The organism is Nocardia sp. NPDC051570 (genome assembly GCF_044454005.1).
Classification (GTDB): Bacteria; Actinomycetota; Actinomycetes; order Mycobacteriales; family Mycobacteriaceae; genus Nocardia.
On sequence record NZ_JBITDI010000002.1, the window covers coordinates 344,275 to 358,854 of the forward strand.

The following is a 14,580-nucleotide window of genomic DNA, read 5'->3' on the forward strand; positions in this document are numbered from 1 at the left end:
GACCGATGGCGTCCAAGACCTGTTCTACGATGCCGATACCGAACGGGTATCGTGCCAGCGTGGAGCTACGTACGCTGCGTTACTTCGTAGCTGTCGCCGAGGAACGTCATTTCGGTCGCGCCGCGGCCCGGCTGCACATCAGCCAACCGCCGCTGAGCCGCGCCATCCGGCAGTTGGAGGCGGAAGTCGGCGCCTCCCTGTTCGACCGGTCGCCCACCGGCGTCGGTCTCACCCGGGTCGGGGCGGTGTTGTTCGACGAGGCGCGCGCCCTGCTCGATCAGGCCGATCGCGTCAGCACGCGGGTGGCCACCGCGGCCGGGGCCTCGAATCTCACCGTCGGCATCCTGAGTGACGGCACCGACCCCGGCATCACCAGGCTGGCCGCCGCCTATCGGCGCAAGCATCCGAATGTCGAAATCCGCATCCGCGATACCGATCTCACCGACCCCACCTGCGGACTGCGGGCCGGACTGGTCGATGTCGCCGTGACCCGTGCACCGTTCGACGGCACCGCCCTGACCGTGCGTGAACTGCGCGCCGATCCGGTCGGCGCGGTACTGCGCGCCGACGATCCGCTGGCCCGCCGCGACCATCTGACGCTGGCCGATCTGGCCGGCCGGCGCTGGTTCCAGTTCCCCGACGGCACCGATCCCGTCTGGCGGTCCTATTGGAACGCAGGCGAGTCGCGCGAAGGACCGGTCGTGCGGGTCGTCCAGGAGTGTGTGCAGGCCGTGCTTTGGAACGGCACCGTCGGGATGACTCCCCTCGGGCACACCGTCACCGAGGGACTCACCGTGGTCCCGCTGATCGATATGGCGCCGAGCAGGGTGGTGGCGGTGTGGAACGAGGGCGACACCAATCCCTTGATCCGGTCGTTCGTGCAGATCGCGACGGCCGCGTATCGCGACCGGTAGTGGACCTCGGTCAGCCGGTCGATGCGCGGTGAGACCGCCGTCGACGACGAGTTCAGCGCCTGTGACGTAAGAGGATTCGGCGCTGGCCAGGAAGAGGATGGTGTACGCGATCTCGGTGGCGAGGCCCGGGCGCCGCATGGGTGTGCGCACGATATCCGGTTGTCGATCGCCCTGTTCGTCAAGAATGTCCTGGATCATGGGTGTGGCGACGACCCCGGGCGTGGTTGTCGAGCGGGGGTGGCGACGGGACCGAACGACGGGAGGTGTTGGCGGGCGTCAGGTGCAGGGGGTGGCGACAGGCATGGTCGGTGCGGGGGTGATGGTGGTCGGGGTGGGTGGCTTGGTCGGGGTGGGTGGGGGTGGCGGGGAGGTGTAGAGGTGGAGGTTCGTGTGCTGGATTTCGCCCGGGGTGACGGGGATACCCGGGATCTGGAGTTGATTGTCCTCGGTGTCGGTGAGCAGCGCGGTGAACGGGCCCGGGCCCGCGCCGGAGATGGTCCAGTAGTTGTCCATGCCGCGGTTCAGGACGTGGCCGGGGCCGCCGGCGTCGGGGCGGATCTCTACCCGGCTCAACGGATTTCCGGTGTCGGCGAATAGCAGGCCGATCCAGGCCGGGGAGGATCCGTCCTGCACGCGATAGAGGACATCCGGCGGTGGGACCGGATCGTGCACGCGGGTCAGGTGAATCGCGGCCACGCCCGGGCCCTCCGCGGCGACCCGCGTGAATGCCGCGGTGCTGAGGTCGTATTGGTGCGGGCCGCAGCCGGGGCAGCGGTCCACGACCATGGCCCGCACGCTGCCGAGCGGGCCATCGATATCGATGCGGGCGCCGCACGCCGCGCCGCCCGCGTATTCGTCGGTGGGCACGCCGACGTAGTAGCCATCCATCGGCAGATCCGGGAACGAGCAGGAGACGTTCTGGTTGAACACGTAGTAGCGGGCCTGGCCGCTCGTCGGCGGATCGCGATGCTCGATGCTCGGAACCGGTACTCCCGCAAGCGAATTCGTCGGTGCGACAATGCCGGACCGGGTCTTCGTGGGTAGCGCGCCGACGGATGCGGACCGGCAGGTCGGTGATTGGGGATGCACCACCCACACCACGAAGGTCACCACGGCCGCCAGAACGAGCGCGCCCAGCACCCACGGCCATGCGGCACGGATGTGTTGCTGCTGTGTTACCCGATGCATATCTCCTGCCTCCGGTTCACCTCAGGCCACTGTGTTCACAGCAAAGCAGCAGTACCCAGCGCATCGGATCCGAATCGCGAACTAGGAGTGCGGAGTCGGCGTGTCCGCGGCGTGTCAGGGAACGAGAACGGCCGCACCGGCAAACTTCCCGTGGGCCAGATCCGACAGCGCACGGTCGGCACCGTCCAGCGGGTACGAGTGCACGGTCACCTCGAGGCGATGCCGCGCGGCGAACGCCAGGAATTCGCGGGCATCGTCTCGGGTATTGGCGGTGACCGAGCGAATCTCGCGCTCCTGGAACAGATGTCGCTGATAGTTCAGCGCCGGGATATCGCTGAGATGGATGCCCGCGATCGACAGCACCGCGCCGCGATCGAGCGCGGCCAGCGCCGGCGGCACCAGATCCCCGACCGGTGCGAACAGGATCGCCGCATCCAGGGCGACCGGCGGCGGATCGGCCGCGCCCTGCGCCGAGGCCGCCCCCAGCGCCAGCGCGAGCTCGCGCGCCTGCGGATCGCGGGTCATGACATGGATTTCCGCGCCGCGGGCCAGAGCGACCTGGGCCGCGAGATGGGCGCTGCCGCCGAAGCCGTAGATGCCCAGCCGCCCGCCCGGCGGGAGCGCCGCTCGCCGCAGCGCGCGATAACCGATGATGCCCGCACACAGCAGCGGGGCCAGTTCGGTATCGGCATAGCCCGCGGGCAGCGGATGCGCGTAATCGGCGGGCACCGTGGCGAATTCGGCATAGCCGCCGTCGGCGTCCCAGCCGGTGTAGCGCGAGTACGGACACAGATTCTCCGCGCCGCGTACGCAATAAGCGCACTGCCCGCAGGTGTGCCGCAGCCAGGCGATGCCGATCCGATCACCGACGCCGAACTCGTCTCCCGCATCCGGCCCGCGGGCGACAACCTCGCCGACCACCTCGTGACCCGGCACCACCCCGGGCCGGTGCACCTCCAGATCCCCCTCGGCCACATGCAGATCCGTGCGGCAGACCCCGCAGGCCAGCACGCGCACGAGCAACTCCCCCGGTCCGGGTTCCGGCACGGGCACGCGGGTCCGCTGCAGCGGGCCTTCGTCGATCGGGCCCGGCCGGATCACACGCCAGGCGGTCATCATCACGTCACTCACCCGCCATCATTCCTTCCATTCGGATGCATTCGAGGTTAATCCCGCCTCCGCATCGCGTTCGCCTGCCGTTGGCTCGCCTCGTCGAGGTTGTTCCTGACGTTCGAATCAGTAACAGCGGCAACGTGATTCAGATGGAAGGAATGTTTTCGATGCGTAGTAGAGCAGCTGTGGTGGGCGCCTTCGCCCTCGCCGCGACACTTCTGACGACTGCCCCCTCGGCGAATGCCTGGGGAGAGCAGGGCCACAACGTCACCGGCGCGATCGCCGAGCTGCGGCTGAGCCCCGCCGCCCACGACCAGGTCGCGCGCCTGTTGGCCGATGAGCCCGATCCTACCCTTGCGGGTGTGGCCTCCTGGGCCGACGACATCCGCAAGAGCGATCCCGATCTGGGCAAGCGTTCGGCCCCCTGGCATTACATCAACATGGGCGAGAACGACTGCGTCTACGATCCGGCCGTGAACGGCAATGACGGTCAGAACGTCGTCGACGCCCTGCGGACCCAGACCGCGACACTCGCCGACACCTCGCGCTCAGACGCCGACCGCAACCAGGCGCTGAAGTTCGTCGTCCACTTCGTCGGCGATATCCATCAGCCGCTGCACGCCGGTTACGCCCGCGACCGTGGCGGTAACGAGGTCAAGATCCAGTATCTCGGCCGCAACACCAATCTGCACTCGGTCTGGGACACCCGCATGCTCGACACCCGTCGTGCGAGCAACGACGAGGAGGTGAAGCGGCTGCTGGCCCTCCCCGCCCCGAATCTGCCCGCGCCCCAGCCGGATACCGATCCGATCGCCTGGGCCCAGGACAGCTGCAAGATCGTGAAGTCGCCCGGCTTCTACCCCGACTCCGCCACCATCGGCGACGACTACACCCGCCGCTTCCTCCCGGTCGCCGAATCCCAGCTGCGCCTGGCCGGCGAACGGCTGGGCCGACTGCTGAACGCGGTGCTGGACCCGGCGGCTCGCCGGTAGCTCATCGGGCGAGTGCCGCGCGCACGCAGCGGGATAGCGGTGGCGCGACCGATACCGCGCGCGGCGCTGGTGACGAGGTCGGTGAGATCCCAGGCGGTCGGGGCTGTTCGGTGGCATGTCCTCACGATGCCCGAGCCGCGATCGTCTGGGGAGGCCGTCGTTTCCCTGGTAGTGACACACCCAGGACGATTGTGCCGGTGCCACATACGATGCCGCTATGGCACCATCCGAACTCGGCGAATTCCTGCGGGCGCATCGCGCGCGGCTCCGCCCGGACGAGGTGAACCTCCCCAGCACGGGGTTTCGCCGAGTTCCGGGTCTGCGGCGTGAGGAGGTCGCCATGCTGGTCGGGGTCAGCGTCGACTACTACGTCCGGCTCGAACAGGGCCGTGAACGCGGGCCCTCGGCGCAGGTGATCGATGCCTTGTCTACCGCGCTGCGCCTGGATGAGGACGGCCGCCGCCATCTGTTCCGGCTGGCCGGGCTCAGCCCTCGGGCCCGGATGGCCACAGTGCAAACCCATGTCGACCCGAGCCTGCTCGATCTGATGGCGGCCTGGCCGCACAATCCGGCGATCGTCTACAACCGGGCCTTCGACGTCCTGGCCTCCAACGCGATCGCCGATGCGCTGTTCCACGACTGGACCCATTCCCGCAATCTCACGCACATCGTCTTCACCGATCCGGCCGCGCGAACGTTCTATCTCGACTGGCACGACGTCGCCCGCAATTCGGTCGCCGGTTTCCGGCTCGGCTACGGCGAGGCGCCCGAGGACCCCCGAATCCAGCGCGTACTCATCGAATTACTGGACCAGAGCCCCGAATTCGCGCGCCTGTGGACCGATCACGACGCGCGCGGCAAATCTCTCGAACGCAAACGCTTCCACCACCCCGACATCGGCGCCCTGACCCTGACCATGCAAACCTTCGGCGTCCGCTCCAGCCCAGGCCAGGAGCTCACCGTCTACCACGCGGATCCGGCCTCGCCCAGCAGCGAGGCCCTGGCCCTGCTCGGCTCACTGGCCGCCACCCACCGAACCCCCTGAGCCACACCGTCTCTCACCTCTGCCAGCCGCGGCCGATGCCGGAACCGGTCTGCGCCTGGCTAGCCCGCATCACCGTGTCCGAACAGGGCCCTCGCCTCGGCGATCGCCTTCATCAGGGCGGCGGGTTCGGCCGTCAGCTCCGCGACGATCGAGTCCACGGCCTGCAGTCCGGCGCGCTGCAGCAGGCGTTTTTCGTTGGTGACCCATTCGCCCCGTGCCGCGAGCACCGCATGGGCCGTCTGCATCGCGGCGATGGCCAGCACGCCCGCGACCTCGGTGACCCGGCCGCGTGCGGCGTAGGCGCCCTCCGCGTACTGCAGGGTCAACGTCGCGCGGTCGCGCCAGAACCGTGGCGCGGCAACGCGAAGCGGCTCGGGGTAGTCGGGGCGTGGCAGGGCGCCGGACAGTGTGCGGCCGAGCGCCAGCTCGCCGACCACCAGATAACTGGGAATGCCCGCGAGGTGGAACATCAACGGCTCCCATCGGAATCGACCCCGCTCGGCCTCGACCAGCTCGTATTCGACATCGTCGAGGTCCCGATAGTGGACGTCGACGGCGCGTCCGTCGATCTCGAGCCACGCTCCCCCGTTGAATACGCCGCCACCCCAGCCGCCGATCTCGCCGACCTCGCCGTGCCAGCCGACGGCACGCAGATCGGCCGGGTCGAAATCGCCGCGATAGTAGATCGTGAAATCCCAGTCACTGTCGGGGGAATGGGTATTCGTGGCACGCGATCCGCCGAGGGCGACGGCGTGCACACCGGGAAGAGCCGCCAGGCGGTCGGTCACCTGGGCGACAAAGTCGTTGTCGGGCATAGTCTCTCCTCGAATCATCTGCCCTGCAGAAATGGCCATCGCGGGATGGCACGCGATCCTCCGCGGCTGCCCGGACGTTCAGCCGAGCTGTGCCGCCGCGTTCAGGCATGCCAGGGCCGAGCTCTGCCGGGCGGCGTCGCCGGTGTGGAACGGGCCGCTCCAGACCAGGCCGAATTCATCGCCCGGGCCGTGGGAACGGGTCCAGATCGAGATCGCGTTGTTCACGATGTAGCCGAAGTACCGGAGGTCGGGCGAGACGGTCCGCAATGCGGCCAGGTTGCGGATGAAGATTCCCTTGAATTGTGGTCCGTCGGCGCCACATCGGTCCGCGGACGGTTCGCAGGATTCGTGCAGGATGCCGTCGGGCCCGCTGAGCGTCGCGATCGCGGCGTCGGCGATTCCCCGTGCGACGCGCAGGAATTCGGGATTCCCGGTCAGCCGGTAGAGTCCGGCGGCGGCGCCCAGCACGACCCCTTGGTTATAGGACCAGACCGTGCCGCCGTTGTTATGACAGGCGGCGTCGAGCCCATCGTTGACCAGTCTCCCGCCGTTGATCATCCCGCTGCCGGTGAACCAGTCCCATCCGCGCAGCGCCCACGCGCGATACGACGCGGCATCGGCGCCCTCGGCATGCCGGGCGAGTTCGGCGCCGAGCGCGATGAAGATCTCGTTGGTGACGGCGTTCTTGTATCCGCGATCCTTCGACCACCAGACTCCGCCTCCGCAGGTCTGATCCCAGCCTCCGGTGAGATCGTCGAACAGCGACCGCGCGGTCTGCAGATATCGCGCATCGCCGGTGATATCGAAGGCCCGCACCCAGGTGAGCGCCCACCAGCCCTCGTCGTCGTAGTAGTGATTGAGAAATCCGCTCGACTGGTTGACGGCATAGGTGGTGGCCGCGCGACGGATTCCGCGATCGTCACCGCGCAGCACCGACGCCGTCAGCTCCGCCTCCAGCGCATGGGCGGAATTCCACCAGCCGGTCGTCCGATACAGCCCGGTATCGGCGTCGTACCAGCCGTCGAGTGTCGTCGCCCCGGCGCTCACCCAGTCGAGAAAGGGCCGGCCGATCGCGCTCTGCGCGGCGGCGGGCCGCATACCGACCATCGACGGCACGGCGACCGCGGCGAGCAGTACCAGCACAACAGCGACGAGCCTGCTCCGTCCCCCCGCCACGGTTCGTGCACCTCTGTACCTCAAACCCATCCCTCTCCCTAGCACACCAATCATGCTGCGGCACAGTCGAACCGGCCAGGCCCCCGTGCCACCATACCCGCCGTCGACGCGGGGAGTGCGTGGCATATGATCTGATCATTGCGCAGGAGGGAGCCCGATGGAGAGTCCGATCGAGGTGGTGCGCAGGTTCTGCGCGGCGTGGTCCGACGACGCCGAAGTCAGCGAGCTCGCCGCGTTCTTCACAGACGACGCCGTCTACCACAACATCCCGATGGCACCGCTCACCGGCAGGGAAGCGATCGCCGACAACATAGCCTCGTTCATCCGCCCTGGCCCGCCGGGCGTCATGGGTATCGACTTCCGCATCATCAACATCGCAGCCAATGGTCCGGTCGTGATGACCGAGCGGGTGGACGTCTTCACGATCCCCGGCAGGTCCTTCGAGCTCGAGGTCATGGGGACCTTCGAGGTCACAGACGGCAGGATCAGCGCCTGGCGGGACTACTTCGACCTGAACCAGTTCACCAGCAGGATGGGATGACTCCGGTTCGCTGCCCGAACTTCAGTTCTGCCACGGGCGTACACCGATCCGAGAGGATCCTCCTCAGGCTGTTCCCTCGGAGTTGCTAGACCGACCGTAAGTCGTTACGGGACAGGACGGATTGGGTGGTCCAGTGGTCGCGGCCCAGGACCCGCAGGCAATCGGTCACCAGGTCGACGTGTAAACGATCCGCGAGCGCGTGGTTTTCCTTCCCACCGACCTCGGACAGGCTGGTGAGGTGATTCTCTCTGCTGGCCAACGTGTCCGGATGATCCGATCCCAGCAGGCGGGTCCGATCCGCGACCAGGGCGGTATAGCACCGCAGCTCCGCGTCGTGCTCGCCGAACTCGCAATAGTCCATGGCCTCCTTATCGCGGCACCTCAGTGTGTCGGGGTGGTCGGCACCCAGCAGCCTGACGTGGTCGGCGACCAGCGCCGCCCACTGCGCCGCATGGGCCTCGAACTCCTCGAATCGCCTATCGCCCGACTTGTAGCCGAGCCTCAGCTTGTAGTCGCGCCAGATGCCTTCCACGTGGAGTAGCCGCATACGCAGGGTGTCCGGATGCGCGGGTCCCAGTAGATCGGTCTGCTGTTCGACCAGCGAAGCGAGCATCCGCACCGCGTCGCCAGCAGGTTCGTCCACATCGGCCTGCTCGATCCGCTCTGCCGCCACCAACGCTCGCACAGCGATCGTCACCTGATGGTCCGGGCCGAGAACCCGCAGACAGTCGGCCGTGAGCGAAATACCGTCACCGAGCGCGTCGTCGCGCCACCGAATGAGATCCGCGAGCAGATCACGCCGAGCGGTCAGGGTGTCGAGATGGTCCGCCCCCACAACGCGGGTCCGCTCGGCGACCAGTGCCGTCATCCGCTCCCTGGCCCGCTCGTTCGACGCATCGCGCCGATCGAAGTACGCGTCGTACTCGGCCTCGGACCACAACAATTCGCTCACAGCACCTCCCGACCACATCCACCACAGGCGAACCTTCACCAACCGCGCCAACCGTATCAACGCACGCTGTCCAGAACATGGTTGATCTTACGGTTGCCGAGCGGGAGAGCCGGTGGCGCTTGCGGTCTCCGGACGAGGCCTCCAGCGGTGCCGTTCCAGGAGGCGAACCGGTCCAAGCTTGCGAATCCTCAGTGTGCTGCCGATAGGCGATGTAAGCCACGGTTAACTGCCGAGCACCGAATTCCCGTGACTAACTTTAGCTGGTACTTAACTGGAAGGTATTCGACGGAATCAATGCGCGGTCTCATCCTATGCTCTCCTCCTATGCTTCGAACATCCGAATTGAAGCTTCGAGTCGCATCCAAGGGTAGACGTGCGAATACTAGGAAAGCGCTTGGGATCACCTGATCCCAAGCGTCATCTGTGGGTTTTGGGTTTCATCGCACCGGCGACCGCGTTGCTGCCCTCGCAGCTGGTGCTGCGAACGGGATCTCCGGTCTTCTGGTGGAGCGGTCCGATCATCGTGTTCGTCGTTATCCCGGTGTTGGATTGGGTCGTGGGGGAGGACGGCAACAATCTGCGCGACGAGGATTACGAGGTGCTGTCGAACGACCGGTACTACCGGTGGTGCACGTACCTGTTCCTGCCGGTGCAGCTGATCGGCCTGGTCGTCGCGTGTGCCATGTGGTCCGGTGACGAGTTGAGTGTGGTGGACAAACTGGGTCTGGCGACGACGGTGGGCTTCGTGAGCTTTATCGGTATCAATGCCGCCCACGAGTTGGGGCATCGGGTCGAGAAACTGGAGCGGTGGCTGTCGAAAATCGCCCTGGCACAGTCGGGTTACGGCCACTTCACCGTCGAACACAATCGCGGACATCACGTATGGGTAGCCACACCCGGCGATCATTCGAGCGGGCGGTACGGTGAGTCGCTCTGGGAGTTCCTGCCACGCTATCTGGTCAGCGCCTTCCGCGCCGCGATCGAGCTGGAGGGGGTGCGGCTACGCCGAAAAGGCCAGGGGTGGTGGAGTATTCACAACCAAATCCTGCAGGCGTGGTCGATGACCGCGGTGCTGTTCGGCGGACTGCTCGCCGTATTCGGCTGGAGCATTTTGCCATATCTGTTACTGCAGGCAGTGCTCGGCATGGCGTTACTCAAGACGATCGGCTACATCGAGCACTACGGACTGCTACGCGAGCGGAAGCCCAACGGTACCTGGGCTCGCTTCTCGCCCAAGGATAGCTGGGACTGCGACTGGCTGGTCACCAACATCTTCATCTTCAATGTGCAGCGGCACAGCGATCACCACATGAATACGGGACGTCGGTATCAGACTCTCCGCAGTTCCGACGAGGCGCCACATCTTCCGGCCGGATACATCACCATGGTCCTGTGCGCGGCGATTCCGCCGCTGTGGCGGCGCGTGATGGATCCGCGGGTGCTCGCGCACTACGACGGTGACATCACCAAGGCCAACATCCATCCCCGTAAACGAGCCAAAATCCTGGCGGCCCATGGACGCAACGAACTGAACCACGTATATAGGCTTGAAATGCCGACAGCTCGGCCGTCCATCAGAGACGGCCAAGCCGCCGACTGATTCAGTCCGCGGGCAGCTCGGTTCCGGTGGCCGCCGCCTTGGCCGCGACATCGGCGGGGAAGACGTTACGGAACAGGAACAGGTCCTGGCCCAGGCGCCAGCCAGGGGCCAGGGCCACCGCGTAGCGCTCGAAGTAGCCGAGTTGTTTGCCCATCAGGATCAGCTGTTCCGGGCCGAATGCGCCGCGGCGCTTACCGAATTCGACCAGGCGGGCGGCCACCTTACCCATATCGAGCTGGGCGAGTTTGCCCGACAGGACCGGGGCCAGGGCGGTGGCGAGCTGGCGTCCGATGGTGGCGTCGTCGCCGGAATCGCCCTCCACCAGATCCAATTCGCGCAGCGCGCGGGCCACCGGGCGGAAGTCGCCGTCGATCGCGCTGGCGTGGAACAGCGCCCGCACGAATTCCCGCCACTGCGGGGTCATCTTGCCGACGATGCCGAAATCGAGCATGGCCGCGCGGCCGTCCTCGAGCAGCCACAGGTTGCCCGCGTGCACGTCCCCGTGGAAAAGGCCGTGCACCACAACGCTTTCCACCCATACCTTGACCAGGCGCCGGATCAGCAGTTCGGGATCGGGATGTACGGCGCGGATATCGTCGAAACGGTCCAGCGGCATGCCGCGCATCCGCTCCATGCACAGCACCCGCGGGCCGCTGTAATCCCAGAACACCTCGGGCACAACGACTCCCGAGTTGTCGCCGAAGGCGCGCAGATTCGCGCGGGCGCGGGTCTGGTTATCGGCCTCGTTGCGGAAGTCCAGCTCCGCGACCGTCGTCTCGTACAGATCGCGCACCATGCCCTCGGCATTGGCGACGCGGGCGTTCTCCGACCGCTTCTCCATGAGCCGCGCCAGCCGGAACGCCGCGCGCAGATCGACGATCATCCGCCGCGCGATATCAGGGCGCTGCACCTTGACCACGGCCGGGCGGCCGTCGACGAGCATACAGCCGTGCACCTGGGCGACCGAGGCCGCCGACAGCGGGATGTCGTCGAATTCACCGAACAGCTCCGTGATCGGCTTACCGAGATCGGCCTCGATGATCGCGCGGGCGTCCACCGCCGGGAACGGCGGCACATCGTCGAGACAGCGCAGACACGCATCGGCCAGCTCGCGCGGGAACGCGCCCGGCGAGGAGGCGATGAGCTGGCCCAGCTTGACGAACATCGGGCCCAGCACCTCGAAGCCGTCGACCATGCCGTCGGCCATCGCGAGGCGGCGCTTGCGGCGGCCGAAACCGCCGGTCAGCACCCGCCGCGTCACCGAACCGCCGAGCACGGCGCCGATGACCGCGGTGCGCCGGAATTCGGCGAAGCCGAACTTCTCCAGCGCAGGGCGCAGCGGCGCAGCGGCCGCCTGCTCCTCGGTATCCACGGCCGCGGCGGTCATCGCGCACTCACTTCGACCGCGTATCCGATCGTTCGTTGTCCTGCCGGCTCAATCAGCACCGCTCCGACCGCCTTGTCCGTATCGTTCGAAACGCTCAATGTCGTCGCCCCATCCCACGGGTTGTACGACGCAAAGTCTACGACTCGATCGAGCGTTCTCGACGTCGGAGCCCTCTCGGCAGGTCGCGCGTCAGATGATCCGGCCGCCACCGCCGATCAGCCACGGGTTGAAGCTGCACTGCACGTCCGGGGTCTGCCGCGGATCCAGCGTGTTGAGCACGATCGACAACGTCCGCGGGGAATACAGCATTGTCAGGTGGTCCGACATATCCAGTTCGCAGCCGTCCTGCAGGGTGATGTTGCGGACGTCGCTGCCCGGCCCCGGACGCAGGAAGGTCAGATCGTAGGGCGTGCTGACCTCGTCGTACCGGGTGCCGACCACGGTGTAGTCGACGCCGGGCACGGTATCGCCGCCCGCGTTCAGCCGGTTCAGGAAGTCCGAGCCGACGATCTGCTGAACTCCGGAGCGCCCCACCAGGACTCCGGCCGGCGCGAGGACGTCCAGGCCCGCGTTCGTGACGATCCGTCCCAGCCAGGCGAGACCGTCGAGGGTGGTGCCGTGATTGGTGGCGGCCAGGGTGATCTCGTGATCGACCTTGTTCGCGCCGCCGCCGAACTTCAGATACCACCGCGACACCGGGCCACCCTGGGAGTGCGCCACGATATTCACCTTTCGCGCACCGGTCGCGTCCAGCACCCGGTCCACGAACGCGCCCACCTGCCCGGCGGAGGCGACCGGATCACCCACACCGCTGCGGCCGGGCAGCACCGTGCCCAGACCGCCGCCCTGCAGCAGATTCTCCCGGCCGTAATTCAAGGTGAATACGCAGTATCCGGCGTTCTTCAGCGCCCCGCTCAGATACGCGAAGGTCTCATAGGCGTTGACCCAGGTGCCGTGCAGCAGTACGACGGGTTCGGGATGCGCGGCCGACGGACGGCATCCCCAGTCGTTGGCTCCCGGCGGCGCCGCATCGGGCTGCAGGATGCCGTAGCCGAGCGCGGCCAGCCAGGCGGTCTGCGCCGGACCGGCACCCGCGGTATCCGCCGCGACCGGACGCAGTCCGGCCCGGCCGCCGTCGACGATCGGCGCGGCACCGGGCGTCTGCACGCCCTGCGCGATCTGATCGGCCAGCCGATGCTCCTGATCCGATACCGACGGCGCGGCATTCGCACTGCCGAATCCGACCGCGAGCATCCAGGCCAGAACCGCCGCCGCGACGGTCATCGATCTGCGGCGGAAACCTCGTCTCATTCCATCCCTTCCCACACCACCCGAATTGCGGGTTACATGCTATGGAGCCGGGCCCGTCACCGCCCGAGTGTTAATCGCGGCTTCACGACACGCCAGGTATGGCTTCAGGGTGCGTCACCACGATGTGAGATCGCACACCATTGTCCTGCGAGAATTCGGACTGGTCGATCGGAAGCGGGCGAATTGTCCGAACGGCAGGAACAATCCGTCGGCACGGCCGCGAACCCTCGTCGCGCGCAACCGATCACAAACAAATCACGGACTCACCGGTGCGGGCGGCGCGTCCAGGGCCGCGGCGATCGCCTGCCACGTGTCCGGAAGCTGCGCAGCGAAATCGGGCCACGAATGTGTGCCTGTGGGTTCGTATCGCACGGTGGCCGGGATACCCAACTCTGCCAGGCGCGCCGCGAAGCGTTCGGTGCACAAGCGCGCGCCGGCTTCGAGGGCCGCGCCGCCACCGGCCACCCGCAACGCGTCGAGGACGTCGGGGGCCGCGGCGACGGCATTCAGGTCCGGCACGCTGGGCAAACCGGTTCCGGCGGACAGATGAACCGCCGTGCCGCGCAACGCGTCCGCGCCCAGATAGCTGTCGTGCGCGGCCCATTCCGGTGAACTCGCTGGGCCCCACAGATTCTCGGGGTTACCGCCCCGCGAACTCACCGTGATCCGGGTGACGGCCTGGCCGAGATCGTCCGCGGTGGAATAGCATCCGCTGATCCCGGCGGCCGCGCGATAGCGACCCGGATGGCGCGCGGCCAGCATCAACGCCGCCTGTGCGCCCATCGATACACCCGCGATCGCCCGGCGCCCGTCGCTGTGCAGATACGACTCCACGATCGGGGGTAGCTCGTCGATCAGGAACGTCTCCCAGCGGTTGAGCCCGAGGGTGCGGTCGTAGTGTTGCCAGTCGCTGTACATGCTGCCCACTCCGCCGCTGGTGAACACCACATCCACCGGCTTATCGGAGAAGAACTGTGCCGCACCGCCCTTGGTGAGCCAGCCGGAGACCGGTCCGGCCTCCACCCCGTCGAGCATGTACAGCGTCGGCCGTGGTCCGGAGCCGGAACCGTGCAGCACATCGACCGCGATCACCCGTCGCATCGAGGCCGAGGCGATATACAGCCGGTCCCAGCCCGGCCCGCGAACCTCGGTGCGCTCCAGCGCGGTTCGGGTCACGGCCGGATCGATCGCGGGCGGGGGCGGATCGGCGGGTGCGTCGGCCTGGGCGGGCGCCGCGGCCACCACGGCCGCTGCCACCAGGCACGCGGCGAATGCCGCGCGGGCGCTCATCCCGCCGATACGGCACGATCGGCGCGTGCCGTCATCATCGCGCCGGGCATGCGGTCCAGCGCGCTGGCGAAGATCAAGTAATAGCAGCTCATATGCGTTTTCTGATCGATGATGATGCGCCTGCAGCATACGTTCGGCGATCGGTTCGACACACGGAGTTTCGGTAATCCGAGGGCAGGTTCGCGTCATATGTGCGTCATTCGGGCCTGTTGCCGCGCAACGGGATCCAACGCACGCCCCGGCCGGGCGTGCTCAC

The 14,580-nt window shown here is 67.2% G+C and carries 13 protein-coding genes and 1 pseudogene; 5 read left to right on the forward strand and 9 right to left on the reverse strand.

Going from position 1 to position 14,580, the window contains the following annotated elements:
- The first annotated feature begins 59 nt into the window (after positions 1 to 59).
- A complete protein-coding gene (locus tag ACIA76_RS05220) occupies positions 60 to 914 on the forward strand; it encodes a LysR substrate-binding domain-containing protein (RefSeq protein ID WP_397148671.1) in 855 nt (284 codons plus the stop codon).
- A gap of 39 nt (positions 915 to 953) precedes the next feature.
- Here the strand turns inward: ACIA76_RS05220 and ACIA76_RS05225 are convergent.
- From ACIA76_RS05225 to ACIA76_RS05235, 3 genes and pseudogenes are all read right to left on the reverse strand, one after another.
- Positions 954 to 1,124: pseudogene (locus tag ACIA76_RS05225) on the reverse strand (SDR family oxidoreductase); the annotation flags it as partial.
- A gap of 66 nt (positions 1,125 to 1,190) precedes the next feature.
- The gene (locus ACIA76_RS05230) at positions 1,191 to 2,102 is read right to left on the reverse strand and encodes an expansin EXLX1 family cellulose-binding protein (protein ID WP_397148673.1); all 912 of its coding nucleotides are present in this window, start codon (positions 2,100 to 2,102) and stop codon (positions 1,191 to 1,193) included.
- A 114-nt stretch (positions 2,103 to 2,216) separates the two neighbouring features.
- Positions 2,217 to 3,218, reverse strand: a complete 1,002-nt coding sequence (locus tag ACIA76_RS05235) for a zinc-binding alcohol dehydrogenase family protein (protein ID WP_397149410.1) — start codon at positions 3,216 to 3,218, stop codon at positions 2,217 to 2,219.
- A gap of 164 nt (positions 3,219 to 3,382) precedes the next feature.
- On the opposite strand from ACIA76_RS05235, the gene ACIA76_RS05240 reads away from it, so the two are divergent.
- Both ACIA76_RS05240 and ACIA76_RS05245 read left to right on the forward strand, forming a co-directional pair.
- Positions 3,383 to 4,207: a S1/P1 nuclease gene (locus tag ACIA76_RS05240; protein ID WP_397148675.1), complete on the forward strand. Its 825-nt coding sequence runs from the start codon at positions 3,383 to 3,385 to the stop codon at positions 4,205 to 4,207.
- 217 nt (positions 4,208 to 4,424) lie between these two features.
- A complete protein-coding gene (locus ACIA76_RS05245) occupies positions 4,425 to 5,252 on the forward strand; it encodes a helix-turn-helix transcriptional regulator (protein ID WP_397148677.1) in 828 nt (275 codons plus the stop codon).
- A 59-nt stretch (positions 5,253 to 5,311) separates the two neighbouring features.
- Here ACIA76_RS05245 and ACIA76_RS05250 read toward each other — a convergent pair whose 3' ends face one another.
- Entirely contained in the window at positions 5,312 to 6,067 is a 756-nt protein-coding gene (locus ACIA76_RS05250; protein WP_397148679.1) for a nucleotidyltransferase domain-containing protein, read from the reverse strand.
- A 78-nt stretch (positions 6,068 to 6,145) separates the two neighbouring features.
- Entirely contained in the window at positions 6,146 to 7,243 is a 1,098-nt protein-coding gene (locus ACIA76_RS05255; protein WP_397148681.1) for a glycoside hydrolase family 76 protein, read from the reverse strand.
- Positions 7,244 to 7,418: 175 nt separating this feature from the next.
- On the opposite strand from ACIA76_RS05255, the gene ACIA76_RS05260 reads away from it, so the two are divergent.
- Positions 7,419 to 7,784, forward strand: a complete 366-nt coding sequence (locus tag ACIA76_RS05260; protein WP_397148683.1) for a limonene-1,2-epoxide hydrolase family protein — start codon at positions 7,419 to 7,421, stop codon at positions 7,782 to 7,784.
- 85 nt (positions 7,785 to 7,869) lie between these two features.
- On the opposite strand, the gene ACIA76_RS05265 is transcribed toward ACIA76_RS05260, so the two are convergent.
- The gene (locus tag ACIA76_RS05265) at positions 7,870 to 8,736 is read right to left on the reverse strand and encodes a tetratricopeptide repeat protein (protein ID WP_397148685.1); all 867 of its coding nucleotides are present in this window, start codon (positions 8,734 to 8,736) and stop codon (positions 7,870 to 7,872) included.
- Positions 8,737 to 9,130: 394 nt separating this feature from the next.
- Between ACIA76_RS05265 and ACIA76_RS05270 the strand changes: the two genes are divergently transcribed.
- Positions 9,131 to 10,336, forward strand: a complete 1,206-nt coding sequence (locus tag ACIA76_RS05270; protein WP_397148687.1) for an alkane 1-monooxygenase — start codon at positions 9,131 to 9,133, stop codon at positions 10,334 to 10,336.
- A 1-nt stretch (position 10,337) separates the two neighbouring features.
- Here ACIA76_RS05270 and ACIA76_RS05275 read toward each other — a convergent pair whose 3' ends face one another.
- The 3 genes from ACIA76_RS05275 to ACIA76_RS05285 form a co-directional block, all read right to left on the reverse strand.
- Positions 10,338 to 11,723 (reverse strand): ABC1 kinase family protein, encoded by a 1,386-nt coding sequence (locus ACIA76_RS05275; RefSeq protein ID WP_397148689.1) that lies wholly within the window; start codon positions 11,721 to 11,723, stop codon positions 10,338 to 10,340.
- Positions 11,724 to 11,912: 189 nt separating this feature from the next.
- Positions 11,913 to 13,007 carry an esterase/lipase family protein gene (locus tag ACIA76_RS05280; RefSeq protein WP_397148691.1) on the reverse strand — a complete coding sequence of 365 codons (1,095 nt, stop codon included), beginning with the start codon at positions 13,005 to 13,007 and terminating at the stop codon, positions 11,913 to 11,915.
- Positions 13,008 to 13,289: 282 nt separating this feature from the next.
- Complete coding sequence (locus ACIA76_RS05285) at positions 13,290 to 14,324, reverse strand: alpha/beta hydrolase (protein ID WP_397148693.1); 1,035 nt, start codon at positions 14,322 to 14,324, stop codon at positions 13,290 to 13,292.
- Between the last annotated feature and the right edge of the window lie 256 nt (positions 14,325 to 14,580).

What these genes read in the sequence shown, in the direction of transcription:
- ACIA76_RS05280 (WP_397148691.1), bottom strand. Translation starts at nt 13,007, where the DNA reads ATGACCGTCGCGGCGGCGGTTCTGGCCTGGATGCTCGCGGTCGGATTC.
- ACIA76_RS05285 (WP_397148693.1), bottom strand. Translation starts at nt 14,324, where the DNA reads ATGAGCGCCCGCGCGGCATTCGCCGCGTGCCTGGTGGCAGCGGCCGTG.
- ACIA76_RS05235 (WP_397149410.1), bottom strand. Translation starts at nt 3,218, where the DNA reads ATGACCGCCTGGCGTGTGATCCGGCCGGGCCCGATCGACGAAGGCCCG.
- ACIA76_RS05250 (WP_397148679.1), bottom strand. Translation starts at nt 6,067, where the DNA reads ATGCCCGACAACGACTTTGTCGCCCAGGTGACCGACCGCCTGGCGGCT.
- ACIA76_RS05275 (WP_397148689.1), bottom strand. Translation starts at nt 11,723, where the DNA reads ATGACCGCCGCGGCCGTGGATACCGAGGAGCAGGCGGCCGCTGCGCCG.
- ACIA76_RS05230 (WP_397148673.1), bottom strand. Translation starts at nt 2,102, where the DNA reads ATGCATCGGGTAACACAGCAGCAACACATCCGTGCCGCATGGCCGTGG.
- ACIA76_RS05245 (WP_397148677.1), top strand. Translation starts at nt 4,425, where the DNA reads ATGGCACCATCCGAACTCGGCGAATTCCTGCGGGCGCATCGCGCGCGG.
- ACIA76_RS05240 (WP_397148675.1), top strand. Translation starts at nt 3,383, where the DNA reads ATGCGTAGTAGAGCAGCTGTGGTGGGCGCCTTCGCCCTCGCCGCGACA.